Source organism: Pseudomonas yamanorum (assembly GCF_900105735.1).
GTDB lineage: Bacteria > Pseudomonadota > Gammaproteobacteria > Pseudomonadales > Pseudomonadaceae > Aquipseudomonas > Aquipseudomonas yamanorum.
The window spans coordinates 2,893,150-2,919,533 of record NZ_LT629793.1; the positions used below are offsets into that span (position 1 = coordinate 2,893,150).

The window sequence follows — 26,384 nt, forward strand, 5'->3', positions numbered from 1 at the left end:
CTTAACGGACCTCGACCACAGTGCCCTGCAACCGCTGCAACGCGTCGCTGACAGGTTGCGGCAGCAACTGGCGCAGGCAGTTGTAGTGGCCGAAGCGGCAGGTGCGATCAAAACACGGGCTGCAATCCAGGCCCAGGCGCACCACTTCGACCTTGTCGGCCAACGGTGGGGTAAACCCGGGAGATGTAGAGCCGTACACCGCCACCAGAGGGCGGTTCAGCGCCGCGGCCACGTGCATCAGGCCAGAGTCGTTGGACACCACCGAATCGGCGCAGGACAGCAAGTCGATGGCCTCGGCCAGGGACGTGTCGCCGCTGAGGTTGACGGCTTCTTCCCGCAGGCCCGGGATCAGGCGCTGGCGAATATCCTCGCCCACCGAATGATCGTTTTTCGAGCCAAACAACCAGACTTGCCAGCCCTCGCGAATCTTCATCTCCGCGACCTTGGCGTAATGCTCCGACGGCCAGCGCTTGGACTCGCCAAACTCGGCGCCAGGGCACAGCGCCAGCACCGGACGGTCCAGCTCCAGGCCAAACTTCGCCAGGGCCGCATCGCGGGTGACCGGGTCGATTTGCAGGCTCGGGCGCGGATACGGTGCAAGCAGCTCGGCACCCGGCGCGTAGGCCAGGGCCATGAAGCGCTCGATCATCAGCGGGTAGCGGGCCTTGTCGAGCTTGCGCACATCATTGAGCAGGCCATAGCGAAACTCGCCACGCCAGCCGGTGCGCTTGGGAATACCGGCGAAGAACGGCACCAGCGCCGATTTCATCGAGTTGGGCAACAGGATCGCCTGATCGTACTGGCCAGCCAGGGACTTGCCGATACGTCGACGGGTCGCCAGTTCCAGCGCGCCATGGCCGAGCGGGAAGCTCAAAGCCTGACGCACCTCGGGCATACGCTCAAGAATCGGCCGGCTCCACTCAGGGGCGAGCACGTCGATTTGGCAGTCGGGATGGCGTTGTTTCAGGCACTGGAACAGTGTCTGTGCCATCACCATGTCACCGACCCAACTGGGCCCAACGATCAGAATATTCATGTAGTTTCCACAAACGATACGGGGAGGCTCATGCCTCCCCGCCTTATATAGTGTTTCAGCTTAACCCCAGTTCATGCCAGATTCGCTGCACCTGGCGCCGTTCGTCAGCGAACTGATCCCCGGCAACGGTCCCGGCCTCGTTCTGCAAGGCCTGGCGGTGAGCGGCGGAACGGTAGGCTTTATACACCTCGCGCAGCAAATGGGCATCGGCAGCGGGCATCAGCCCGACCTGCTCCAGCCCTTCCAGAATGCGGATATTGTCGGTGTAGCGCAGCAACGATGGATGTTGCGCAGACCACGCCAAAGCCGCGTATTGCACCATAAATTCAATATCGACGATACCTCCGGCGTCCTGCTTGAGGTCGAACGCCACCGTGGGTTCGAAGGCATTCGCCGCCGTTCCCGCCGCCGTGGACTTGGTACCGAGGTTGTCGCGCATCTTGGCGCGCATCTCGCTGACCTCCTGGCGCAGCTTGTCCAGGTCCTGTGCACGGCCGAGCACTTGCGCCCGCACCTGCTCGAAAGCACGCCCCACATCCTGACTGCCTACCAGCACCCGCGCACGTACCAGTGCCTGATGCTCCCAGGTCCAGGCTTCGTTTTCCTGATAACGCGCAAATGCGCCCAGGGAACTCACCAGCAAACCGGATGCGCCCGAAGGCCGCAGGCGCATGTCCACCTCATACAATTGCCCGGAGTTGGTCTGGGTGGTCAGCAAGTGAATGATCCGCTGGCCCAGTCGGGTAAAGAACTGCGCGCCGTCGATCGGCTTCGCCCCGTCTGTTTCGGCTTGCGGGTCACCGTCATGAATAAACACCAGGTCCAGGTCCGAACCATGCCCCAATTCGATGCCGCCGACTTTCCCATAACCGACAATGATGAAGCCAGGATCGCACAAGGTGCCGTCCACCCGTTGCGGCGAGCCGTGACGGGCGACGGTCTGGCGCCAGGCCAGGGCCAGCACTTGCTCGAGGATGGCTTCGGCGAGCCAGGTCAGGTAGTCGCTGACTTTCATCAGCGGCAGGCTGCCGGCGATTTCCGAAGCGGCCACCCGCAGGCGGTGGGCCAGTTTGAAGTGACGCAGGGCTTCCATCTGCTGCTCAAGGTCATCTTCGGGGATACGTGTCAGGCGCTCGCGCAATTCGGCGGCCAGTTCCGGCGCCAGCGGCGGCTTGAACAGGCGTCCTTCGTTGAGCAATTCGTCCAGCAGCAGCGGGAAGCGGGTGATCTGTTCGGCAATCCACGGACTGGCGGCGCACAGAGTCAGGAGGCGACGCAGGGCGTCGGGGTTTTCCGTCAGCAGCACCAGATAAGCGGAACGCCGGGCGACGGCTTCGACCAAGGGCAGGACGCGCTCCAGCACCAGATCCGGGTTGGCGTGCTCGACAGCCTGGGCCAGCAGACGTGGGATAAACGCATCCAGGCGCTCGCGACCCAATCGCTGCATGGCACGCAATTGTGGACTGCTGCGCAGGCCGGCCAAGGCTTTCAAGGCCTTGGGCGCGTCGGCAAAACCACCCTCCTGCAACTGTCGGCAAGCCGCTTCTTCGTCCTGGGACTCCTCCCACAACGGCAACCACTCACCGCCCACCACCAGCTCGCTCTCTTCGCCTTCTTCTTCATCCGGGTCGGCAATCACCTGGCGGAAATGCCAGTCCACCCGGCCACGCCAGTACATCAGGCGCTCATGGAACGCAGCCCAGTCCGGGAACCCCATCATGAAGGCAATCCGCGCCTGGTCTTCGGTGCCGTCCGGGAGCATCTGCGTCTGGCGATCGGCAATCGCCTGGATCGCGTGCTCGGTGTAGCGCAGGAATTCATAGCCATCGCGCAGCTCAGCAATCACCGCCGGCGGCAGGTAACCCTGGCCTTCCAGGGTGCCCAACACTTTTAACAGCGGGCGTTGTTGCAGGCTCAGGTCGCGGCCGCCGTGGATCAGTTGGAACGCCTGGGCGATAAATTCGACTTCACGAATGCCGCCCGAGCCCAGCTTGATGTTCTCGGCCATGCCCTTGCGCCGCACTTCCTGCTGGATCAACTGCTTCATGGTGCGCAGCGCTTCGATGGCGGAGAAGTCCAGGTAACGCCGGTAGACAAACGGTCGCAGCATGTCGAGCAGTTGTGCGCCAGCCACCTGGTCACCCGCCACCACCCGCGCTTTGATCATGGCGTAGCGTTCCCAGTCGCGGCCCTGATCCTGGTAGTACTGCTCCAGCGCGTTGAAGCTGAGCACTAGCGCCCCGGCTGAACCGTAGGGCCGCAGGCGCATGTCGACGCGGAACACAAAGCCGTCGACGGTCATCGGGTCCAGGGCCTTGATCAGTTTTTGACCAAGACGGATGAAGAATTCCTGGTTATCCAGAGAGCGCTTCACGCCGACCGTGTCGCCGCCTTCGGGGTAGGCAAAGATCAGGTCGATATCGGACGACAGGTTCAGCTCCACGGCACCGAGCTTGCCCATGCCGAGGATGACCATGTGCTGCGGTTCACCGCTGCGACGACCAGTGGGGGTGCCGAACAAGGCGCAGTGGCGCTGGTACAACCATTGATACGCCTGGTCGATGCTGGCGTCAGCCATGTCCGATAGATCGCGGCAGGTTTGCACCAGGTCCGCCTGTCGGGTCAGGTCGCGCCAGATGATCCGCACTTGCTGGCGCGTGCGCTGGCGTCGCAGAACGCGGCCCAGCTCGTCTTCTGTCTGGGCTTGCTGCACGGCAACCGCAATCTGCCCGCACAGCTCGCCGGGGGCAAAGCCACGGTCCAGCTCGCCCCAGGCCACCAGTTCCAGCAACATCAAAGGGTCACGAACACTCTGTTCAATGACGAAATCACTGGCGGCGCACACACGGGCGAAGTCAGCCCAACGTTGCGGCGTCCACTCAGAAAGGCCATTATCGCCGTCCAATCCGGCCACGGCGTCACGAAATGACTGCTCGGCCCGCTTGGCAAATGGAAGCAGGATGGCCGGTAGTTCGGCCTGCATTGGAAGGCTCATGGTCTATCCTTGATCGGCGCGTAAAGGGCTTGTAGCTGTGAACGCAAGAACCACGCTCGGTGAAGGACTGTCGAACAAAGGTTAGAAATAGCTGAAAATTTTTCTTTTTTGGCAGTCAACATCAAATCTCTACCCTTTCTTGTTCGCAAAAGATCAACAATAACGATTATGCTCGCCAGCTAGACCGAGCAATCCGCTCAGTCTTGTGTAGTTTTACTACTCGTATATACATTCGAAAGGCTGAAATGGCCGACGATTTGTAGTAAAACTACAGGACGCCGAAGCAACCTTCGGCCATCCAAGAATTTATGTCGTCTGCCCACAAGGCCAGTCGCAAACTTCAGGCAACCGATTCTGGTAGCCTTTCCGCCCTGGAGCAAGCCATGCAAGACCTCGATCCCGTCGAAACCCAGGAATGGCTGGACGCCCTGGAATCGGTTCTCGACAAAGAAGGCGAAGACCGTGCTCACTACCTGATGACCCGTATGGGCGAACTCGCGACCCGCAGCGGCTCGCAACTGCCCTACGCCATCACCACGCCGTACCGCAACACCATCCCGGTAACCCACGAAGCACGCATGCCTGGCGACCTGTTCATGGAACGCCGCATTCGCTCGTTGGTACGCTGGAACGCCATGGCGATGGTAATGCGCACGAACTTGAAAGATTCTGACCTGGGCGGTCACATCTCCAGCTTCGCTTCCAGCGCAACCCTGTATGACATTGGCTTCAACTACTTCTTCCAGGCCCCGACCGAAGAACACGGCGGCGACCTGATCTACTTCCAGGGTCACACCTCGCCAGGCGTCTACGCCCGTGCGTTCATGGAAGGCCGCATCACCGAAGAACAAATGAACAACTTCCGCCAGGAAGTCGACGGCCAGGGCCTCTCGTCCTATCCGCACCCTTGGCTGATGCCTGATTTCTGGCAGTTCCCGACGGTATCCATGGGCTTGGGCCCGATCCAGGCGATCTACCAGGCACGCTTCATGAAGTACCTGGAAGCCCGTGGCTTCATCCCTGAAGGCAAGCAGAAAGTCTGGTGCTTCCTGGGCGACGGCGAGTGTGACGAGCCGGAATCCCTGGGCGCCATCTCCCTGGCTGGCCGCGAGAAGCTGGACAACCTGATCTTCGTCATCAACTGCAACCTGCAGCGCCTCGACGGCCCGGTTCGCGGCAACGGCAAGATTATCCAGGAACTCGAAGGCGTGTTCCGCGGTGCTCAATGGAACGTGACCAAAGTCATCTGGGGCCGTTTCTGGGACCCACTGCTGGCCAAAGACGTCGACGGTATCCTGCAACGTCGCATGGACGAAGTCATCGACGGCGAGTACCAGAACTACAAAGCCAAAGACGGCGCGTTCGTACGTGAACACTTCTTCAACTCGCCAGAGCTCAAGGCGATGGTTGCTGATCTGTCCGACGACGAGATCTGGAAACTCAACCGTGGCGGCCACGACCCGTACAAGGTCTACGCGGCGTACCACGAAGCGGTCAACCACAAAGAGCAACCAACCGTCATTCTGGCCAAGACCATCAAAGGTTATGGCACCGGTGCCGGCGAAGCGAAGAACACTGCGCACAACACCAAGAAAGTCGATGTCGACAGCCTGAAGTTGTTCCGCGACCGCTTCGACATCCCGGTCAAGGACGAAGAGCTGGAGAACCTGCCGTTCTTCAAGCCAGAGCCAAACAGCGCCGAAGCCCGCTACCTCAGCGAGCGTCGCACTGCACTGGGCGGTTTCGTGCCACAGCGCCGCGCCAAGAGCTTCAACATCCCGACTCCGCCACTGGATACCCTCAAGGCTATCCTGGACGGTTCGGGCGACCGTGAAATCTCCACCACCATGGCCTTCGTGCGGATCCTCGCGCAGCTGGTCAAGGACAAGGAAATCGGCTCGCGTATCGTGCCGATCATCCCGGACGAAGCCCGTACCTTCGGTATGGAAGGCATGTTCCGTCAGTTGGGCATCTACTCCTCCGTCGGCCAGCTCTACGAGCCAGTCGATAAAGACCAGGTGATGTTCTACAAGGAAGACAAGAAGGGCCAGATCCTCGAAGAAGGCATCAACGAAGCGGGCGCCATGAGCTCCTTCATCGCTGCCGGTACGTCGTACTCCAGCCACAACCAGCCGATGCTGCCGTTCTACATCTTCTACTCGATGTTCGGTTTCCAGCGTATTGGCGACCTGGCTTGGGCAGCAGGCGACAGCCGTACCCGTGGCTTCCTGATCGGCGGTACTGCCGGCCGGACCACGCTGAACGGCGAAGGCCTGCAACACGAAGACGGCCACAGCCACATCCTGGCGGGCACCATCCCGAACTGCCGCACCTTTGATCCAACCTACGGCTATGAGCTGGCGGTGATCATCCAGGACGGCATGAAGAAGATGACCGAAGAACAGCAGGACGTTTTCTACTACATCACCGTGATGAACGAGTCCTACCAGCAACCAGCCATGCCGGCCGGTGTCGAGGAAGGCATCATCAAGGGCATGTACCTGCTCGAAGAAGACACCAAGGAAGCTGCTCACCACGTGCAACTGATGGGCTCCGGCACCATCCTGCGCGAAGTGCGTGAAGCGGCAAAAATCCTGCGTGAAGAGTTCAACGTCGGCGCTGACGTATGGAGCGTTACCAGCTTCAACGAACTGCGTCGCGACGGCCTGGCCGTAGAGCGCAGCAACCGCCTGCACCCGGGCCAGAAGCCTGCGCGCACCTACGTTGAAGAGTGCCTGGCTGGCCGTAAAGGCCCGGTTATCGCCTCTACCGACTACATGAAGCTGTTTGCTGAACAAATTCGTCAGTGGGTACCGTCCAAGGAATTCAAAGTCCTGGGCACCGACGGTTTCGGCCGTAGTGACAGCCGCAAGAAGCTGCGTCACTTCTTCGAAGTCGACCGTCACTTCGTGGTGTTGGCAGCCCTGGAAGCCTTGGCTGACCGTGGTGAAATCGAACCTAAGGTGGTAGCTGACGCTATCGTCAAGTTCGGGATCAACCCGGAAAAACGCAACCCACTGGACTGCTGAGGAGACTTTCTGTGAGCGAACTCATTCGCGTACCTGACATCGGCAGCGGTGAAGGTGAAGTAATTGAACTGTTTGTGAAGGTCGGCGACACCGTCGAAGCCGACCAGAGCATCCTGACCCTGGAGTCGGACAAGGCGAGCATGGAAATTCCTGCTCCCAAGGCCGGCGTGGTCAAGAGCCTGAAAGTGAAGCTGGGCGATCGCCTGAAAGAAGGCGACGAACTGCTTGAGCTGGAAATCGAAGGTGCCGCTGATGCGGCCCCTGCGGCGGCCGCTCCTGCTGCGGCCCCTGCTGCCGCTGAAAAACCTGCCGCTGCTGCCGAGGCCCCTGCGGCCCCGGCTGCTGCACCGGCAGCGCCTGCCGCCGCTACTGTCCAGGACATTCATGTTCCGGACATCGGTTCGTCGGGCAAGGCCAAGATCATCGAGCTGCTGGTTAAAGTCGGCGACACCGTCGAAGCCGACCAGTCGCTGATCACCCTGGAGTCCGACAAAGCCTCCATGGAAATCCCTTCGCCGGCTGCCGGCGTGGTGGAAAGCATTGCCGTGAAGCTGGAAGACGAAGTCGGCACTGGTGACTTCATCCTCAAACTGAAAGTCGCGGGCGCTTCGGCTCCTGCTGCTGCCGCTCCAGCCGCCGCTGCTCCGGCCGCCAAGGCTGAAGCTGCACCTGCTGCCGCCCCTGCGCCTGCTGCAAAAGCCGAGGCCGCACCGGCTCCGGCGGCTGCACCTGCGCCAAGCGGTGCCAAGGTTCATGCCGGCCCTGCCGTGCGCCAACTGGCCCGTGAATTCGGCGTCGAGCTGAGCGCTGTGTCGGCCACTGGCCCACACGGTCGCGTGCTGAAGGAAGACGTGCAGGTTTACGTCAAATCCATGATGCAGAAGGCCAAGGAAGCTCCGGCAGCCGGTGGCGCTACCGGTGGTTCGGGCATTCCGCCGATCCGCACCGTCGACTTCAGCCGCTTTGGCGAAATCGAAGAAGTGCCGATGACCCGCCTGATGCAAATCGGCGCGGCAGGCCTGCACGCCAGCTGGCTGAACATCCCGCACGTGACCCAGTTCGACCAGGCCGACATCACCGACCTGGAAGCTTTCCGCGTTGCGCAGAAAGCCGTGGCCGAGAAGGCCGGCGTGAAGCTGACCGTGCTGCCCCTGCTGCTCAAGGCGTGCGCACACCTGCTCAAGGAACTGCCGGACTTCAACAGTTCGCTGGCACCTAGCGGCAAGGCGATCATTCGCAAGAAGTACGTGCACATCGGCTTTGCAGTCGACACTCCGGATGGCCTGCTGGTACCGGTCATCAAGAACGTCGACCAGAAGAGCCTGCTGCAGCTTGCCGCTGAGGCCGCTGCACTGGCTGCCAAGGCGCGCGACAAGAAGCTCACCCCGGACGATATGCAGGGCGCGTGCTTCACCATCTCCAGCCTCGGCCACATTGGCGGTACTGGCTTCACGCCAATCGTCAACGCGCCGGAAGTGGCGATCCTGGGTGTTTCCAAGGCCACTATCCAGCCTGTATGGGACGGTAAAGCGTTCCAGCCGAAGCTGATGCTGCCACTGTCGCTGTCCTACGATCACCGTGTGATCAACGGCGCGGCTGCCGCACGCTTCACCCAGCGCCTGAGCCAGTTGCTGAACGACATCCGCACCATCCTGCTTTAAGCCACAACAGGTCTTCTGCCCATGCAGGAGACCTGGCTTCACCGATTTCCGAGCGCCACGCTCGTACCTCAACCCCGCCAATTGGCGGGGCTTTTTTTGCCTGCTTTCCAGGCAAAACCTGGACACGGAAATCGAGGTTGTACACCGCCCATCACCCCGGTTGTAGAAAACCGTTCGCTGGCCGATAACCCACTTATAGCACTTAGCCTTCATCCTCTCTTGTCAGCCCGTGCCGCATGATGCAACCTTGCCGCAGGCAACAGTAAAGAGGGCGTGAGCCCGGCGCGAAGCGCATTTTTCCAAGCGAGTTTCCCCATGAAAAGCCAACCCGATGTCGCCCGTACGGCGGCCGAGGTAGTGACGCAATTACCGGTGCCCTCGCGCCTCGGTATGCTGCGTTTCGAGCGGCTTAATGAGGCAAGCTGGGCCCTGCTGTACCTCGACCCCAATTGCGAACGCCAATTCGGCCTGCCCGCCGTCGAACTGTGCGCCCTGGTCGGCTCGCCCTACGCCAGCCTGATGGAACCCCAGGCGCGTTATCAGCTGCATGACGCGATCCAGGAACAGCTGACCATCAGCCCCCATTACCTGGTGCGCTACACCCTGCACACCCATGACGGCCCATTGAGCCTGTTGGAGCTGGGTGAGGCCTACAAACAACACAACCGTCACCTGCTGCGTGGCTACCTGATGGTGGTCGATGGCCTGTTCAGTGATATTTCACTGGCCCCTGCCGTGGATCTCGAAAGCCAGAACAGCCGCTTGCAGATCGCCCTGGAACTCAACCAGCGCGCCCAGCAGGAACAGCTGCAACACCTTGAGCGAGTGCGCGCCCAGCAGGAACTGATCCTGCTGCTGGCCCGCCAGCGCTACAGCACCAACAACTCGCTGCAAGAAGCCGCCGAACTGATCACCCGCAGTGCCTGCGATATCTACCAAATCGACTGCGCCAGCATCTGGAACCTCGAGAACCAGCACCTGGTGCCGATTTCCGCCTATCACCGCGCCGATCAGCAGCACCACCTGCCCGAGCCTATCGATGCCAGTGGCTTCCCGGACTACCTGGAAGCCCTGCAAACCAGCCGCGCCATCGATGCCAACAACGCCCTTCGCGACCCACGCACCCGGGAAATGGTCGAGAGCCTGCGCCCGCGTGACATCCACGCCATGCTCGACGCCAGCATCCGGGTCGATGGCAATGTGGTCGGGGTGTTGTGCCTGGAGCAAAGTGGCAGCACCCGCGTCTGGCAGTCCGACGAGATCGCCTTTGCCGGCGAGCTGGCCGACCAGTTCGCCCAGGTGATCAACAACCACAACCGCCGTACCGCCACCAGCGCGCTGCACTTGTTCCAGCGGGCCGTGGAGCAAAGCGCCAATGCGTTCCTGCTGGTCAATTGCGACGGCGTGGTGGAATACGTCAACCCCAGTTTTACCGCGATCACCCAGTACAGCACCGAAGAAGTCCACGGCCACCAGCTGTCGGAACTGCCGGCGCTGGAGAACCTCAGCGAGCTGCTGTTCGACGCGCCTTCCAGCCTGGCCAAGAGCAACAGCTGGCAAGGCGAGTTCAAGAGCCGACGCAAGAACCTCGAACCCTACTGGGGCCAGCTGTCGATCTCCAAGGTCTATGGCGACAACCGTGAGCTGACGCATTACATCGGCATCTACGAAGACATCACCCAGACCAAGCTGGCCCAGCAGCGCATCGAGCGCTTGGCCTATACCGACAACCTGACCAACCTGGGCAACCGTCCGGCATTCATCCGTAACCTGGACGAACGCTTTGCCCGGGACAGCGATAGCCCCATCAGCCTGCTGCTGGTGGACATCGACAACTTCAAGCGGATCAACGACAGCCTCGGTCACCAGACCGGCGACAAACTGCTGATCAGCCTGGCCCGGCGCCTGCGCAACAGCCTGACGGCCAGCGGTAGCCTGGCGCGGTTTGCCAGTAACGAGTTTGCCGTGCTGCTGGACGATACCGACCTTGAAACCGGCCAGCAGGTCGCCAGCCAGTTGCTGGCCACCCTCGACAAGCCGATGTTCGTCGACAACCAGTTGATCAGCGTCACCGGCTCCGTGGGCCTCGCCTGCGCGCCGCTGCATGGCCGCGACCCGCAAACCCTGATGCGTAACGCAGGCCTGGCGCTGCACAAGGCCAAGGCCAACGGCAAACACCAGGTACAGGTATTTACCGAGGCGCTGAACGCCGAGGCCAGCTACAAGCTGTTCGTGGAAAACAACCTGCGCCGCGCCCTGACCCAGAACGAACTCGACGTGTTCTACCAACCCAAGCTGTGCCTGCGCAGCGGTCGCCTGCTGGGGATGGAAGCGTTGTTGCGCTGGAACCATCCGGAAAAGGGCATGATCCGCCCCGACCAATTCATCAGCGTGGCTGAAGAGACCGGGCTGATCATCCCTATCGGCAAATGGATCGCCCGTCAGGCCTGCCGCATGAGCCGACAGCTGACCGCTGCGGGCCTGGGCAAGCTGCAAGTGGCAATCAACCTGTCGCCCAAGCAGTTTTCCGACCCGGACCTGGTGGCCTCGATTGCCACGATCCTCAAGGAAGAACAGCTGCCCGCCAACCTGCTGGAACTGGAGCTGACCGAAGGCCTGCTGCTGGAAGCCACCGAAGACACCCGCCTGCAACTCGACCAACTGAAGAGTTTTGGCCTGACCCTGGCCATGGATGACTTCGGTACGGGTTACTCGTCACTTAGCTACCTGAAAAAATTCCCGATCGACATCATCAAGATCGATCGCAGCTTTATTCATGAAATCCCGGACAACCAGGACGACATGGAAATCACCTCGGCGGTGATCGCCATGGCTCACAACCTCAAGCTCAAGGTGGTGGCCGAAGGCATCGAGACCGCCGAACAGCTGGCGTTCCTGCGCCGTCACCGCTGCGACGTCGGCCAGGGCTACCTGTTCGACCGGCCAATCCCGGGTTCCGAGTTGATCGAGAAGCTTAAACGCTATCCTCGCGGGCCAATCGCCTGACAGCGCGGTAACACTCGGGCAAACTGGCAGTCTGAATTCTTACCTGTAACTCAATCTGACTGAGAGGACTGATCATGGTCTTGCGCTCGGAAATTCTGGTGAACAAAAACGTGCTTCCTACTCAAGAACAAGCTTTGCCTGGCCGTGAAACCCCGATGTCCCTGCCCGAGACTCACTTCGTCAACGGCAACCCGCTGCTCGGCCCGTTTGTCGACAACGTAGAGTTTGCGATCTTCGGCCTGGGTTGCTTCTGGGGCGCAGAGCGCCGCTTCTGGCAGCGCGAAGGCATCGTCAGTACCGTAGTGGGTTATGCCGGTGGCTACACGCCGAACCCGACCTATGAAGAAGTCTGCTCGGGCCTGACCGGCCACAGCGAAGTGGTGCTGGTGGTGTTTGACCAGGACAAGATCAGCTACGAAGAACTGCTGAAGATGTTCTGGGAACTGCACAACCCAACCCAGGGCATGCGCCAGGGCAATGACATCGGCAGCCAGTACCGGTCGGTGATCTATGCGGTCAAGCCGGAGCACCTGGAGGCGGCGAAGGCCAGCGCGCAGGCTTATCAGAATGAACTGACCAAGGCCGGCCTGGGCACCATCACCACTGAAATCGAAGAAGCGCCGACGGTGTATTTCGCCGAGGCGTATCACCAGCAGTACCTGGCGAAGAATCCGCAGGGCTATTGCGGGATTGGCGGCACTGGCGTGACCTGCCCGATCTGATTGCACAAGATCGTTCCCACGCTCTGCGTGGGAATGCCGCTCTGGACGCTCCGCGTCTGCTCTGAAATTCGTGACGCAGAGCGTCACAGGATGCATTCCCACGCAGAGCGTGGGAACGATCAGTTACTCGGCGATAAGCCAATCCATCTGCCACCCACCCTGGGTTTGCCCAAGCTGCTTGGACAACCACGGCAGCAGCTCACGCAACTCTTCCTCCAAGCCCCACGGCGGATTGGCAATCGCCAGACCCGAACCGGTCAGGGTGTTCGGCGTGTCCAGCGGATGCACCAACAATTCCACCCGCAGCAACTTCGGTGCACCGGTACCGGCCAGGTCCTGGTAGAAACGACGCAACATGCGCTGGTCCTTCACCGGGTACCAGATCGCAGCCACTGTCTGGCGCATCCGGCTCACGGCTTCCTTGAGGGACGCGGCGCAGCGCTGCATCTCGTCGAGCTTTTCAAACGGCGGATCAATCAGCATCAGTGCACGCTTTTCCGGCACCGGCAGCAATGCCCGTGGCACGTGCCAGCCTTCGCCAAGGTGCACTTTCACCCGACGGTCGCCCTTCATGTTGTCCTTGAGCAGCAGGCCGTCTTCCGGGTGCTTCTCATTGAGCAACACGCGATCCTGAGGGCGAGTCAGACGTCGCGCCAGCTCCGGTGAGCCCGGGTAGTAGCGCAACTCGCCATCCGGGTTCATCTCGTGCAGCACACGCATGTAGTCGGCGGTCAGCGGCGGCAGGTCGGTCTGGCCCCACAGGCGGGCGATGCCTTCCAGGTATTCACCGGTACGGTTCGCCTGGTCGCCCTGCAGGTCGTACAGACCAATACCGGCGTGGGTGTCGAGATAGGCAAACGGCTGTTCCTTGCGCGACATCAGGGCGATGAGGCGGGTCAGGGTCAGGTGTTTGAAGACATCGGCGTGGTTGCCGGCGTGAAAGGCGTGACGATAATTCATGGTTGCTCCTGCGCAGGGGGCGAAGTTTACCTTTTACGCAGGCAAAGGTGCAGGGCTGCGCGTCAGGTGGTGCTTATGCCGCAAACACAGGGGCGCCGCCGAAAATAGTCTAATCGCCGGCGCGAAAGCGGATTTATTGTGGCGAGCAATTATCCATGGAGGTCATAACAACTCATGAAAGACGCCACCATCGCCCTGCATCACGGCTTCAAGTCGGACCCGACCACCAAGGCCGTCGCCGTGCCGATCTACCAGAACGTCGCTTTCGAATTCGATAACGCCCAGCACGGCGCCGACCTGTTCAACCTCGACGTGCCCGGCAATATCTACACGCGCATCATGAACCCCACCAACGACGTGCTGGAGCAACGCATCGCAGCACTCGAAGGCGGCATCGCGGCCCTGGCGGTGTCAGCCGGCAGCGCGGCGATTCACTATGCAATCCAGACCTTGACCCGTGCCGGTGACAACATCGTCACCACCCCGCAGCTGTACGGTGGCACCTACACCCTGTTCGCCCATTTGCTGCCGAGTTTCGGCGTCGACGTGCGCTTCGCCCGTGACGACTCTGCCGCAGCCATCGCCGAGCTGATCGATGACAACACCAAGCTGGTGTACTGCGAAAGCATCGGCAACCCGGCAGGCAATATCATCGACATCGAAGCCCTCGCCGACGTCGCCCACGCCCGAGGTGTGCCGCTGATGGTGGACAACACCGTGGCCACGCCGATCCTGTGCAAGCCGATCCAGTTCGGCGCGGACATCGTCGTGCATTCGGTGACCAAGTACGTCGGCGGTCACGGCAACTCGCTGGGTGGCGTGATCGTCGACAGCGGCACCTTTCCCTGGACTCAATACCCGGAGAAATTCCCCGGCCTCAACCAGCCCGAGCCGGCGTATCACGGCGTGGTCTACACCGAAAAATTCGGCCCAGCGGCGTTCATCGCCCGCGCCCGCACCGTCCCCCTGCGCAACACCGGCGCAGCCTTGGCCCCGATGAATGCATTCCTGCTGCTGCAAGGCCTGGAAACCCTGGCCCTGCGCATGGAGCGCCACACCGAAAACGCCTTGAAGATTGCCCACTTCCTGCAAGACCACGAGTTGGTGGAGTGGGTCAGCTACGCCGGCCTGTCGGATCACCCACACCACCATCTGGCGCAGAAATACATGCAGGGCAAGCCGTCGGCGATTCTGTCTTTCGGCCTGAAGGGCGGTTATGAGGCTGGCGTACGCTTCTATGACTCACTGCAAATCTTCAAGCGCCTGGTGAACATCGGCGATGCCAAGTCCCTGGCCTGCCATCCGGCGTCCACCACCCACCGTCAGATGAATGAACAAGAGCAGGCGAAAGCCGGCGTGAAGCCGGAGATGATTCGCCTGTCAGTCGGCATTGAGGCGATTGAGGACCTGATCGAGGACTTGCAGCAGTCTTTGGCTTCAACCCAACTCTGAGCCCAGCCAGGCAGCCAGCGCCTGATGACTGACATCCGGCCGGTGCACGAAGTGAGCGACCTTGTGCTTCAAGGTCGCCGGCGCAAAGGCACCGTGCAGGTCCGGGCGTTGTTCTTCCAGCCATTGCAGCAGATTGTCCACCAGCGTGACGCTCGATTGCTCACTCAAGTGCTGGAGAACCTGCGGCGGCACTTGCCACCACGGGCTTGGCTTTGCCGCTCCCACCGTTGTGACTGCTACCTCAAGCTGGTGACCATTGATCCAGTAGCGACTGAACACCGGGAGCAACGCCTTTGCCTGCGGCCCCAGTGCCTGCAAAACAGGCAGTACATAGGCGCCGTCCCAGAAGCGAAAGAACACCGCCTGCCCTTCCGGCAACATTACCTTGGTCAGGCTGCGCAGATGCTCGACGACGGTTTGCACAGGACAGGACGATACAGCCAACCATCCCCAGTCAGTACCTTCGCATTCGCCGGCCCATTTCAGAAAAGCACTTTCAACGGCAACCACCGCAACGTAGGGCATGACTTCATCCCATGCCGCATATTCGCTTCCCGCCCAGATTGGACTGAGCGAGCCACCACTGGTACGACGCCAGGCTTCAAGCGGCTTGCAGTCGCTGGCATTGCCCAACACTGCAAACAACTGCTCGCCCTCTTGCAAGGGTGCAGCCTCAAGCCACTGCCCGGGGGCAATCATGGCGCACCTCCGGGGAGGGATGCGCTGCGATGTAGAGGCGTATCACACACACCATTCCTGCAGCGCTCACACTCTTCGCAAAAGGGCGCACTGCGTTTCAGGCTGGACACCTGCACAGCACTCAACGGTGCCGCTATGACAGCCAGCACCTTTTCCTGCAGCCCCGGCGTCAGCAGCGCTCCGGCCGATGCCGGTGAACCGCCAAGCTGGACCTCGGTGCTGCTGAAAATCCCGTCCGCTGAAACATTAATCCAGTGCCCGCCAGCCTGAAGGGTCACGCTGGCGCCTGCATCGATAACAATGCGTTGCCCGGCGCCGATGTGAACGGTGAACCCGGCACGCACCTGCTGGGAGCCGGCGATCATGAGGTGATCGTCCTGCTTGAGTTCGGTCAGTCGGTTGCCGTGGGTGGTGCGCAGTTCTTCGCCCTGAAGCTCGTGACGATCCAGGCCTTTGACGATTACGTTGCGCTGGTTGTCGACCTGCATGTGCTGGTCGTGTAGCACATGCTGGGTCCAGTTGCGCTGGGCACGCAGGTAGATTTCCTCGGCACCCTTGCGGTCCTCGATGCGCAGCTCGTTGTAGCCACCGCCACCGGGGCTGGTCTGGCTGCGGAAGATGCTGCGGGTCTTGTCCGCCGGCAGGTCCAACGGCACAGGCGTCGCCGCATTGGCCAGGCAGCCGACCACCAGCGGCGTGTCGGCGTCGCCATCGACAAAGCCCACCAGCACCTCCATGCCTACCCGCGGGATCAACACCGCGCCGTAATGCTCATGGGCCCAGCCACTGGCCACTCGCAACCAGCAGCTGGAATGCTCATTGTTTTCTCCGACGCGATCCCAGGCCAGTTGCACCTTGACCCGGCCGTATTCATCACAATGGATTTCACTGTCGACGGGGCCGGTGACCACCGCGTTCTGGTAACCGGAAATGCGAGTGCGTAGCGGCGGCAGCGTGGGCCGAAACGCCGTGTCCCATGGCGTGGCGACGAAGGTGTTGCTGTATCCCTGGAGCGCCCCACTACCCACAGACTCCTCAAGTACTTGAGGCTGACTACCGAAGTGAACGACCCGAGTCACCAGCCACAGATCATTCCACTCCTCGCGCGGGTGCGCTGCCAGCCTGAAAAACTGACCACTGACCAACGACGGTTGATCACCACTGCCGTGGGCCTGGCGATAGTCGCCGCGCCGTCGCTCAAGAGCACGTTGTGCCAAGTGCTTGCCGTGAGCCCTATCAGTAAAGTGTCCGGGGTATTCCTGGTCTTCCAGGGACGGAAGCTGCTCGCCGAGTACTTCACTTTCCAGCTGCAGTCGCGGCTTGCGGAAGTCGTAATCCCGCAAGTTGACACCCGTCGTCCGGGCCTCCAGGCGGACCGAAAAGCGCTTGATTACGGGCGTATCGGCGACCATCCCGGTGCCGGGCGCATAGTCGGTTGGGTGCTCGTCCTGAGCGAATACCGCCTGGTCATCACCAAACACCAACAGGTGCCCGTCGGGGTTGTGATGGAAATGGTAGTGAATCCCCAACTCGGCACACAGCCGCTGGATAAACCCCAAATCGCTCTCACCAAACTGCACGCAGTACTCACGCTCGGGATACACACCACCCAATCTGAATTCGAAAGCATCACCGTGGATGCCCTGCCCCTCCAGCACCTGTTTGATGATCTGCGGCACGCTCTGGTGCTGGAAAATACGCTGGTGGCTGCTGTGTTGCAGGTACGCCAGGCGTGGTACCAGGCTGATCTGGTAGCGGGTCAGGCGCCTGCCGGAATCGCCCTGGGCAACGCGGTAGATTTGGCCGTGAATGCCATGCCCCTGGGCATCAAAGCTCAAGAAGGCCTGGCGGTGCAGCAGGCTTTCAAGGTCAAGGTCCGGCTGGTCGCTGACCAGTTCAAGGTCAAAGCGATAAGGCTCGCTGATGGCTTCGTTGCCCTTGAACTCAAAAACCTTGAGATCACTGGGCACGCCGTCGAGGGTCAGGGTAAAAGCACTTTGATTGGCAGGAGCGAACATCCGGTGTTTCTCTGCGAGTAGTGGGTGGCCGATTCTGCACCAGCCGTTTGCCGAGCTGAGTGTGTTGCAGGCAAATCAGTAAATCCCTACGCCGTGAGCACCCTGGTCCTATCCGTTCCCCTTGAATCCCGCCCATAAAAAACGGCCCGTCATCCATGGGATGCGGGCCGCTTTTTATGGGCGGGCATTCAAGCCCCCGCCGATTACTTGTTGAGGTTGTAATCCGCCTCGGCCGCGTCAAACCGCTGAAGCATGCCAGTCGTCGGAGCACCCAGCTTGCTCACAAAGTAGATCGCCAGGCTCGCGAAGATGAAGCCCGGGATGATTTCGTACAGGCCAAACAGGCTGAAGTGCTTCCACACGATCACAGTGATCGCACCCACCAGGATGCCGGCCAGTGCGCCATTACGCGTCATGCCTTTCCACAGTACGGAGATCAGCACCACGGGACCGAACGCAGCACCGAAACCAGCCCAGGCGTAGCTCACCAGGCCCAGTACGCGGTTTTCCGGGTTGGCGGCCATGGCGATGGCGATCAGCGCCACCAGCAGCACCATGGCGCGACCGACCCACACCAACTCAACCTGGGAGGCGTTTTTGCGCAGGAAGGTTTTGTAGAAGTCTTCGGTCAGGGCGCTGGAGCACACCAGCAACTGGCAGCTCAGGGTGCTCATCACGGCAGCCAGGATGGCCGACAGCAGCACACCGGCAATCCATGGGTTGAACAGCAACTTGGCCAGCTCAATGAACACACGCTCGTGGTTCTCGGTCACGGGACCAGCGACTTCCGGGTGCGCCGAGAAGTAGGCGATACCGAAGAAGCCCACGGCCACGGTACCGCCCAGGCACAGGATCATCCAGGTCATGGAGATGCGACGCGCCTTGGCAATCGACTTCACCGAATCCGCCGCCATGAAGCGCGCGAGGATGTGCGGCTGGCCGAAGTAACCCAGGCCCCAGCCCATCAGCGAGATAATGCCGATGAAGGTGGTGTTTTTCAGCATGTTGAAGTTGTCAGGGTTCTGCGCTTCGATCGCCAGGAAGGTGGTGTCGACGCCACCGGTGGCCAGCAGCACGATGATCGGCGTGAGCAACAGGGCGAAGATCATCAGCGTGGCTTGTACGGTGTCAGTCCAGCTCACCGCCAGGAAACCACCCACGAAGGTGTAGGCAATGGTCGCCGCAGCACCGGCCCACAGCGCGGTCTCGTAGGACATGCCGAAGGTGCTTTCAAACAGGCGGGCGCCGGCAACGATGCCGGAAGCGCAGTAAATGGTGAAGAACACCAGGATCACCACCGCAGAGATGATCCGCAGCAGGCCGCTTTTATCTTCGAAACGGCTGGAGAAATAATCCGGCAGGGTCAGGGCGTCGCCGTTGTGCTCGGTCTGCACCCGCAGGCGGCCGGCTACAAACAGCCAGTTCAGGTAGGCGCCGACGATCAGGCCGATGGCGATCCAGCTTTCCGACAGGCCAGACATGTAGATCGCGCCGGGCAGGCCCATCAGCAACCAGCCGCTCATGTCCGAGGCGCCGGCCGAGAGCGCGGTGACCACGCTGCCGAGGCTGCGACCGCCGAGGATGTAGTCGGAAAGGTTGTTGGTGGAGCGATAGGCCATGAAGCCGATCAGCACCATGGCAGCGATATAGATCACAAATGTGATCAGGGTAGGATTACTTACGCTCATTGAGTTACGCCCTGGCTTTGTTTTTATGTAGCGGCGGTCTGTCCGGACGGCCACCCACTTGGCTAGTGGATAGACGAAACCTGACGCCGCGCATTTATGACTGACGTTTCCCCAGGAAAGCCATCAGCCGATGAACCGTCCGTAAGAGGTTGCACCTTGGGCGCGAATGCTATTCAACAAAGCAAATAAGGTGCAACCAGTTTCTTGAGAATAAGTTGCACCTTGATGTGTTTTACGGAAAACACCGTGTTTTTGCTCCTTTTCGGAGCAAGCGCAGCCAAAGTCAGAAGTAAATGCACCAAGGCACAGCCGATTCGGCTGCGCCGATATTTTTTCCCGATCAACATCAAAAATTTCATGGATAAAAAGGGTTGCACCCGGTTGCACCTCTCTCGGCGCAAAGCTAATCTTGCCGCCAGCTGATGCCACGCAGTAGTGGCACCCATGAGGATAAAAAGATGGCTACGACCACCCTTGGGGTCAAACTTGACGACCCGACCCGCGAGCGCCTGAAGGCGGCCGCGACCTCCATTGATCGCACGCCGCACTGGCTGATCAAGCAGGCGATTTTCAATTACCTGGAGAAACTCGAGGGTGGTGCAACCCTGGCCGAGCTCAACGGCCTGGCCAGCAAGGAAGCAGAAGAAGCCGGCGAGGTCCAGACCGACCACGCCCACCAGTGCTTCCTGGAGTTCGCCGAGAGCATCCTGCCGCAATCGGTGCTGCGCGCGTCGATCACCGCCGCTTACCGTCGCCCGGAACCGGAAGTGGTACCGATGCTGATTGAGCAGGCGCGTCTGCCTGCGGCAATGGCCGAAGCCACCAACAAGCTCGCCTCTTCGATTGCCGAGAAACTGCGCAATCAGAAAAGCGCCGGCGGCCGTGCAGGCATCGTCCAGGGCCTGCTGCAGGAATTTTCCCTGTCGTCCCAGGAAGGCGTAGCGCTGATGTGCCTCGCCGAAGCGCTGCTGCGCATCCCGGACAAGGGCACCCGCGACGCACTGATCCGCGACAAGATCAGCACCGGCAACTGGCACCCACACCTGGGCAACAGCCCGTCGCTGTTCGTCAACGCCGCCACCTGGGGCCTGCTGCTGACCGGCAAACTGGTCGCCACCCACAACGAAGCCGGCCTGACGTCGTCCCTGAGCCGCATCATCGGCAAAAGCGGCGAGCCGATGATCCGCAAGGGCGTCGACATGGCGATGCGCCTGATGGGCGAGCAGTTCGTCACCGGCGAAACCATCGCTGAAGCCCTGGCCAACGCGAGCAAGTTCGAAGCCAAGGGTTTCCGCTATTCCTACGACATGCTCGGTGAAGCCGCACTCACCGAACACGACGCCCAGAAATACCTGGCCTCGTACGAACAAGCCATCCACTCGATCGGCAAAGCGTCCCACGGTCGTGGGATTTATGAAGGCCCGGGCATCTCCATCAAGCTTTCGGCCCTGCACCCGCGTTACAGCCGTGCGCAGTACGAGCGCGTGATGGACGAGCTGTACCCGCGCCTGCTGTCGCTGACCCTGCTGGCCAAGCAATACGACATCGGTTTGAACATCGACGCCGAAGAAGCCGATCGCCTGGAGCTGTCCCTCGACCTGCTGGAACGCCTGTGCTTCGAGCCGCAACTGACCGGCTGGAACGGTATCGGCTTCGTGATCCAGGCTTACCAGAAGCGTTGCCCGTATGTGATCGACTACGTGATCGACCTGGCACGCCGCAGCCGCCATCGCCTGATGATCCGCCTGGTGAAAGGCGCGTACTGGGACAGCGAAATCAAGCGCGCCCAGGTCGAAGGCCTGGAAGGCTATCCGGTCTACACCCGCAAGGTGTACACCGACGTTTCCTACATTGCCTGTGCACGCAAACTGCTCTCGGTCCCGGAAGTTATCTACCCGCAGTTCGCCACCCACAACGCCCATACCTTGTCGGCGATCTACCACATCGCCGGCCAGAACTATTACCCCGGCCAGTACGAGTTCCAATGCCTGCACGGCATGGGCGAACCACTGTACGAGCAGGTTGTAGGCAAGGTCTCCGAAGGCAAGCTGAACCGTCCGTGCCGCGTGTACGCACCGGTCGGCACCCACGAGACATTGCTGGCTTACCTGGTGCGTCGCCTGCTGGAAAACGGCGCCAACACTTCGTTCGTCAACCGCATCGCCGACCAATCCATCTCGATCCAGGAGTTGGTGGCCGATCCAGTGGCCAGCATCGAGCAGATGGCGACGCTGGAAGGCGGCTTCGGCCTGCCGCACCCGCGTATCCCGCTGCCCCGCGACCTGTATGGTGCCGAGCGCGCCAACTCCGCCGGTATCGACCTGGCCAACGAACACCGTTTGGCGTCGCTGTCCTGCGCCTTGCTGGCCACCGCCCACAACAACTGGAAAGCCGCGCCGATGCTCGGTTGCACCTCCAGCAATGAAGCCGCTGCGCCGGTGTTGAACCCGTCGGATCTGCGTGACGTGGTCGGCCACGTACAGGAAGCGACTGTTGAAGACGTCGACAACGCCATCCAGTGCGCCCTGAAAGCCGGGCCCATCTGGCAGGCCACCCCGCCCGCCGAACGCGCCGCGATTCTCGAACGCGCCGCTGACCTGATGGAAGGCGAGATCCAGCCACTGATGGGCCTGCTGGCCCGTGAAGCCGGCAAGACCTTCGCCAACGCCATCGCCGAAGTGCGTGAAGCCGTGGACTTCCTGCGTTACTACGCGGTGCAGGCCCGTAACGATTTCACCAACGACGCCCACCGCCCACTGGGCCCAGTGGTGTGCATCAGCCCGTGGAACTTCCCGCTGGCGATCTTCAGTGGCCAGGTCGCCGCCGCACTGGCCGCCGGTAACCCGGTGCTGGCCAAGCCTGCCGAGCAAACACCACTGGTGGCCGCACAAGCCGTGCGCCTGTTGCTGGAAGCCGGGATTCCGGAAGGCGTGCTGCAACTGCTGCCGGGCCAGGGCGAAACCGTCGGTGCCCGCCTGGTGGGTGATGAGCGCGTCAAGGGCGTGATGTTCACCGGCTCCACCGAAGTCGCGCGTCTGCTGCAACGCAACGTCGCCGGCCGCCTGGATGCACAGGGTCGTCCGATCCCGCTGATCGCCGAAACCGGTGGCCAGAACGCGATGATCGTCGATTCCTCGGCGCTCACCGAACAAGTCGTGATCGACGTAGTGTCCTCGGCCTTCGACAGTGCCGGCCAACGCTGCTCGGCCCTGCGCGTGCTGTGCTTGCAGGAAGATTCCGCTGATCGCGTCATCGAAATGCTTAAAGGTGCCATGGCTGAATGCCGCCTCGGCAACCCGGAGCGCCTGTCGGTGGACATTGGCCCGGTGATCGACGCCGAAGCCAAGGCCGGCATCGAGAAACACATCCAGGCCATGCGCGACAAAGGTCGCAACGTTTACCAGGTCGCCATTGCCGATAGCGAAGAGATCAAGCGCGGCACCTTCGTGATGCCAACCCTGATCGAACTGGAAAGCTTCGACGAGCTGCAACGGGAGATCTTCGGCCCGGTGCTGCACGTGGTGCGCTACAAGCGCAAAGAGATCGACCAGCTTATCGGCCAGATCAATGCCTCCGGCTACGGCCTGACCCTGGGCGTGCACACCCGCATCGACGAGACCATCGCCAAGGTGATCGACAACGTCCATGCCGGTAACGTCTACGTTAACCGCAACATCGTGGGTGCCGTGGTCGGCGTGCAGCCGTTCGGCGGCGAAGGTTTGTCGGGTACTGGCCCGAAAGCTGGCGGCCCGCTGTATCTGTACCGTCTGCTGTCGACCCGTCCTACCGATGCCATCGAGCAATCCTTCGTTCGCGGTGATGCCGTGACAGCACCGGATGTTCGCCTGCGGGATGCCATGAGCAAGCCGCTGACCGCCCTGCGAGCCTGGGCCGACAGCAACAAGCTCAGCGACTTGAGCGCCCTGTGCGTGCAGTTCGCCGCGCAATCCCAAAGCGGCATCACCCGCCAATTGGCCGGCCCGACCGGCGAGCGCAACAGCTACGCCATCCTGCCCCGCGAGCACGTGTTGTGCCTGGCGGAAGTGGAAGGCGACCTGCTCACGCAACTGGCAGCGGTACTCGCAGTCGGCGGCTCGGCGGTATGGCCGGAGACTGAATTGACCAAGGCCGTGTTCGCACGTTTGCCGAAGGAGCTTCAGGCGAAGGTCAAGCTGGTGGCTGACTGGACCAAGGATGAAACCGTATTTGATGCCGTGCTGCATCACGGCGATTCCGACCAACTGCGCGGGGTTTGCCAGCAAGTGGCCAAGCGTGGCGGGGCGATTGTCGGGGTTCACGGGTTGTCTTCGGGCGAAACCGGGATTGCCCTGGAGCGCCTGGTGATCGAGCGGGCGTTGAGCGTCAACACCGCTGCGGCGGGCGGTAACGCCAGCCTGATGACCATCGGCTAACTGACGGAACGCGGTCAAAATGTGGGAGCGGGCTTGCTCGCGAATGCGGAGTGTCAGTCGCCAGATGTACTGACTGATCCACCGCATTCGCGAGCAAGCCCGCTCCCACACTGACCGTGTTTGCAACTCACCGCTGTTGTTTGGCCCCTCCATCACCCAGATCAATCTTGCTATCCAGCCTCTATTTGCGCACTTAGACTCAGGCCCATTCCCACACAGGTAAGCCGCCATGTCCGAGACGCTGCTCAGTTCCCGCAATCTGGCTTTCGAGCTGTACGAAGTCCTCGATGCCGAGGGCCTGACCCAGCGCGAGCGGTTTGCCGAACATAACCGCGAGACCTTCGACGCCGCCATCGGCACCGCCCGCAGCATTGCCGAGAAGTTCTTCGCCCCCCACAACCGCAAGGGTGACGAGAACGAACCGCGCTACGAGAACGGTCAGGCGATTCTGATTCCTGAAGTGAAACCGGCGGTGGATGCCTTCCTCGAAGCCGGCTTTCTCAATGCGGCCCGCAGCTTCGAAGCCGGCGGCATGCAATTGCCTACCCTGCTGTCCCAGGCCTGTTTTGCACACTTCCAGTCGGCCAACGCCGCTTCCACGTCCTACCCGTTCCTGACCATGGGCGCCGCCAACCTGATCGAGAGCTTCGGCACCGAGGAGCAGAAACAACGCTTCCTGCAACCGATGATCGAAGGCCGTTTCTTCGGCACCATGGCCTTGACCGAGCCCCACGCCGGTTCTTCGCTGTCGGACATTCGTACTCGCGCAGAGCCGGCGGCTGACGGCAGCTATCACCTCAAGGGCAACAAGATCTTCATCTCCGGCGGCGATCACCCGCTGTCGGAAAACATCGTGCACATGGTGCTGGCCAAGCTGCCGGACGCGCCCGCCGGGGTGAAGGGCATTTCGCTGTTTATCGTGCCCAAATTCCTGGTCAACGACGACGGCAGCCTGGGCAAACGCAATGATGTGCTGCTGGCCGGGCTGTTTCACAAGATGGGTTGGCGCGGCACTACCTCGACCGCGCTGAATTTCGGCGATAACGGCGAGTGTGTCGGCTACCTGGTGGGCAAGCCGCATCAGGGCCTGAGTTGCATGTTCCAGATGATGAACGAAGCGCGGATCGGCGTGGGCATGGGCGCGGTGATGCTCGGTTACGCCGGCTACCTGTACTCCCTGGAATACGCCCGCGAGCGCCCGCAAGGCCGCCTGCCCGACAGCAAGGACCCGAACACCGCGCCGGTGTCGATCATTCAGCACGCGGACATCAAGCGCATGCTGTTGACCCAAAAAGCCTACGTGGAAGGTGCCTTCGACCTTGGCCTGTACGCCGCACGCCTGTTCGACGACACCACCACCCTGGAAACGGAAGCTGGGCGCAAACAGGCCCACGAACTGCTGGACCTGCTGACGCCTATCGTCAAATCCTGGCCGTCGGAGTTTTGCCTTAAAGCCAACGAACTGGCGATCCAGATCCTCGGCGGCCATGGCTACACCCGCGAATACCCGGTGGAACAGTACTACCGCGACAATCGCCTGAATCCGATCCATGAAGGCACCCACGGTATTCAGTCGCTGGATTTGCTCGGGCGCAAGCTGGCGCAGAACGGCGGTGCGGGCTTGAAGCAACTGATCCGCCTGATCGCCGAGACCGGCGCGCGGGCACAGGTATACCCGTCACTGACTGCCTTACGGGAACCGCTGGAACAACTGGTAACGCGCCTGCAAGAGGTCACCCTCGGCCTGCTGACGGATCTCGCCCAGGGCAAGGTCAACAGCAGCCTGGCGAACTCGGCGCTGTACCTGAAAGTGTTCGGGCATACGGTGATTGGCTGGCGCTGGCTGGAACAGGCGATTCGCGCCGAGGAAGGGCTGGCCAAGGGCAATGCTGCCGATGTCGCCTTCTATAAGGGCAAGCTCCAGGCCGCCCGGTACTTCCTGACGTGGGAAATACCGGGCGGCCATCATGAACTGGCGATTCTCGAGGCACGTGATGACACGTGCCTGGGGATGCAGGATGAGTGGTTCTAAGGCTGTCCGATCGCCTTGGAAATCACTTCGACCGTGGCGCTGACTTGCTCTTGGTAACGGTCGAGTTCCTGCTGATGGTGCTTTTGCATTTCGATCTGCTCGGCGCACAGGTTCAGCGCCGCCAGCACCAATAGCTTGTCACCGATCAGCGTCGGATACTTTTTCTTGGTGGTGGCCAGGGATGCCTTGAGCATCGTCACGGCGCTCATCAGGGTGTTGTCTTCCCCTTCCGGTGCCTTGATCGAGTAATCCTCACCGAGAATCGAAACGACCTTTATCCCTTCATTCATGCGCTGACAGGACCTGCGCTCACACGCTCAACCAACGCCTGGATACGGGCAGCGGTGGCGCCCTGCTTTTCTTCCTGCTCCATCAGGTTCAGCTGCAAGCTGTCGTTTTCATCCTTGGCGCGAGCCAGTTCGGCCTTGAGGGATTCGTTGGTGCCCAGCAGATCCTGGTTCTGCTGTACCAGGTCACTGACCAGTTGTTCCAATTGGCTGAGGGATGCTTCTAACATTTTGATTTCTCGGGCTTTTTCAAAGGGCGGTGACGATAAAGAAAAATCACCTCGGATGCCAGGGTTATCCCTGGCGCGGGGCCTTGATTTTACAGGGCAGGCCACGCTTTCGAGCCTTAGTGACTGCATTTATGGCATCTGGTTCCTGAATCCCGTC

The 26,384-nt window shown here is 61.1% G+C and carries 16 protein-coding genes; 7 read left to right on the top strand and 9 right to left on the bottom strand.

All coding sequences use genetic code 11. The annotated features are described in order from the left end of the window. Window position 1: 1 nt before the first annotated feature. Window positions 2-1,036, bottom strand: a complete 1,035-nt coding sequence (gene waaF / locus BLU46_RS13770) for a lipopolysaccharide heptosyltransferase II (RefSeq protein ID WP_093202457.1) — start codon at window positions 1,034-1,036, stop codon at window positions 2-4. Between the two features lie 55 nt (window positions 1,037-1,091). Then, window positions 1,092-4,031 carry a bifunctional [glutamate--ammonia ligase]-adenylyl-L-tyrosine phosphorylase/[glutamate--ammonia-ligase] adenylyltransferase gene (glnE, locus tag BLU46_RS13775; RefSeq protein WP_093202462.1) on the bottom strand — a complete coding sequence of 980 codons (2,940 nt, stop codon included), beginning with the start codon at window positions 4,029-4,031 and terminating at the stop codon, window positions 1,092-1,094. Window positions 4,032-4,414: 383 nt separating this feature from the next. On the opposite strand from glnE, the gene aceE reads away from it, so the two are divergent. The 4 genes from aceE (at window position 4,415) to msrA (ending at window position 12,449) form a co-directional block, all read left to right on the top strand. Next, window positions 4,415-7,060, top strand: a complete 2,646-nt coding sequence (gene aceE, locus BLU46_RS13780; RefSeq protein ID WP_063033429.1) for a pyruvate dehydrogenase (acetyl-transferring), homodimeric type — start codon at window positions 4,415-4,417, stop codon at window positions 7,058-7,060. Window positions 7,061-7,071: 11 nt separating this feature from the next. After that, window positions 7,072-8,721 carry a dihydrolipoyllysine-residue acetyltransferase gene (gene aceF / locus BLU46_RS13785; RefSeq protein ID WP_063033430.1) on the top strand — a complete coding sequence of 550 codons (1,650 nt, stop codon included), beginning with the start codon at window positions 7,072-7,074 and terminating at the stop codon, window positions 8,719-8,721. A gap of 315 nt (window positions 8,722-9,036) precedes the next feature. Then, on the top strand, window positions 9,037-11,727 hold the full coding sequence (locus BLU46_RS13790) for a putative bifunctional diguanylate cyclase/phosphodiesterase (protein WP_063033431.1): 2,691 nt from the start codon (window positions 9,037-9,039) through the stop codon (window positions 11,725-11,727). Window positions 11,728-11,801: 74 nt separating this feature from the next. Then, window positions 11,802-12,449, top strand: a complete 648-nt coding sequence (gene msrA, locus BLU46_RS13795) for a peptide-methionine (S)-S-oxide reductase MsrA (protein ID WP_063033432.1) — start codon at window positions 11,802-11,804, stop codon at window positions 12,447-12,449. A gap of 123 nt (window positions 12,450-12,572) precedes the next feature. On the opposite strand, the gene BLU46_RS13800 is transcribed toward msrA, so the two are convergent. Next, window positions 12,573-13,409, bottom strand: a complete 837-nt coding sequence (locus tag BLU46_RS13800; RefSeq protein ID WP_093202466.1) for a 23S rRNA (adenine(2030)-N(6))-methyltransferase RlmJ — start codon at window positions 13,407-13,409, stop codon at window positions 12,573-12,575. 174 nt (window positions 13,410-13,583) lie between these two features. Here BLU46_RS13800 and BLU46_RS13805 point away from each other — a divergent pair, with 174 nt between their 5' ends. Beyond that, the gene (locus BLU46_RS13805; RefSeq protein ID WP_093202470.1) at window positions 13,584-14,861 is read left to right on the top strand and encodes an O-acetylhomoserine aminocarboxypropyltransferase/cysteine synthase family protein; all 1,278 of its coding nucleotides are present in this window, start codon (window positions 13,584-13,586) and stop codon (window positions 14,859-14,861) included. Here BLU46_RS13805 and BLU46_RS13810 read toward each other — a convergent pair. The 4 genes from BLU46_RS13810 to BLU46_RS32860 form a co-directional block, all read right to left on the bottom strand. Beyond that, window positions 14,847-15,560 carry a DUF4123 domain-containing protein gene (locus tag BLU46_RS13810; RefSeq protein ID WP_093202476.1) on the bottom strand — a complete coding sequence of 238 codons (714 nt, stop codon included), beginning with the start codon at window positions 15,558-15,560 and terminating at the stop codon, window positions 14,847-14,849. The two genes, BLU46_RS13805 and BLU46_RS13810, sit on opposite strands and share 15 nt — an antisense overlap. Next, complete coding sequence (locus tag BLU46_RS13815) at window positions 15,557-17,578, bottom strand: type VI secretion system Vgr family protein (RefSeq protein WP_093202482.1); 2,022 nt, start codon at window positions 17,576-17,578, stop codon at window positions 15,557-15,559. Before BLU46_RS13815 ends, BLU46_RS13810 begins: the two co-directional genes overlap by 4 nt. Before the next feature lie 203 nt (window positions 17,579-17,781). Continuing rightward, window positions 17,782-19,266: a sodium/proline symporter PutP gene (gene putP, locus BLU46_RS13820; protein WP_063033437.1), complete on the bottom strand. Its 1,485-nt coding sequence runs from the start codon at window positions 19,264-19,266 to the stop codon at window positions 17,782-17,784. A gap of 123 nt (window positions 19,267-19,389) precedes the next feature. Beyond that, entirely contained in the window at window positions 19,390-19,695 is a 306-nt protein-coding gene (locus BLU46_RS32860; RefSeq protein ID WP_157721298.1) for a hypothetical protein, read from the bottom strand. A gap of 29 nt (window positions 19,696-19,724) precedes the next feature. On the opposite strand from BLU46_RS32860, the gene putA reads away from it, so the two are divergent. Both putA and BLU46_RS13830 read left to right on the top strand, forming a co-directional pair. Then, entirely contained in the window at window positions 19,725-23,678 is a 3,954-nt protein-coding gene (gene putA, locus BLU46_RS13825; RefSeq protein ID WP_093202486.1) for a trifunctional transcriptional regulator/proline dehydrogenase/L-glutamate gamma-semialdehyde dehydrogenase, read from the top strand. 229 nt (window positions 23,679-23,907) lie between these two features. Beyond that, complete coding sequence (locus BLU46_RS13830) at window positions 23,908-25,710, top strand: acyl-CoA dehydrogenase (RefSeq protein WP_093202491.1); 1,803 nt, start codon at window positions 23,908-23,910, stop codon at window positions 25,708-25,710. On the opposite strand, the gene BLU46_RS13835 is transcribed toward BLU46_RS13830, so the two are convergent. Then, the gene (locus BLU46_RS13835) at window positions 25,707-26,000 is read right to left on the bottom strand and encodes a cell division protein ZapA (protein WP_017478279.1); all 294 of its coding nucleotides are present in this window, start codon (window positions 25,998-26,000) and stop codon (window positions 25,707-25,709) included. The two genes, BLU46_RS13830 and BLU46_RS13835, sit on opposite strands and share 4 nt — an antisense overlap. Further along, window positions 25,997-26,227, bottom strand: coding sequence for a hypothetical protein (locus BLU46_RS13840; protein ID WP_003209413.1), 231 nt, complete (start codon window positions 26,225-26,227; stop codon window positions 25,997-25,999). Before BLU46_RS13840 ends, BLU46_RS13835 begins: the two co-directional genes overlap by 4 nt. Window positions 26,228-26,384: the final 157 nt, after the last annotated feature.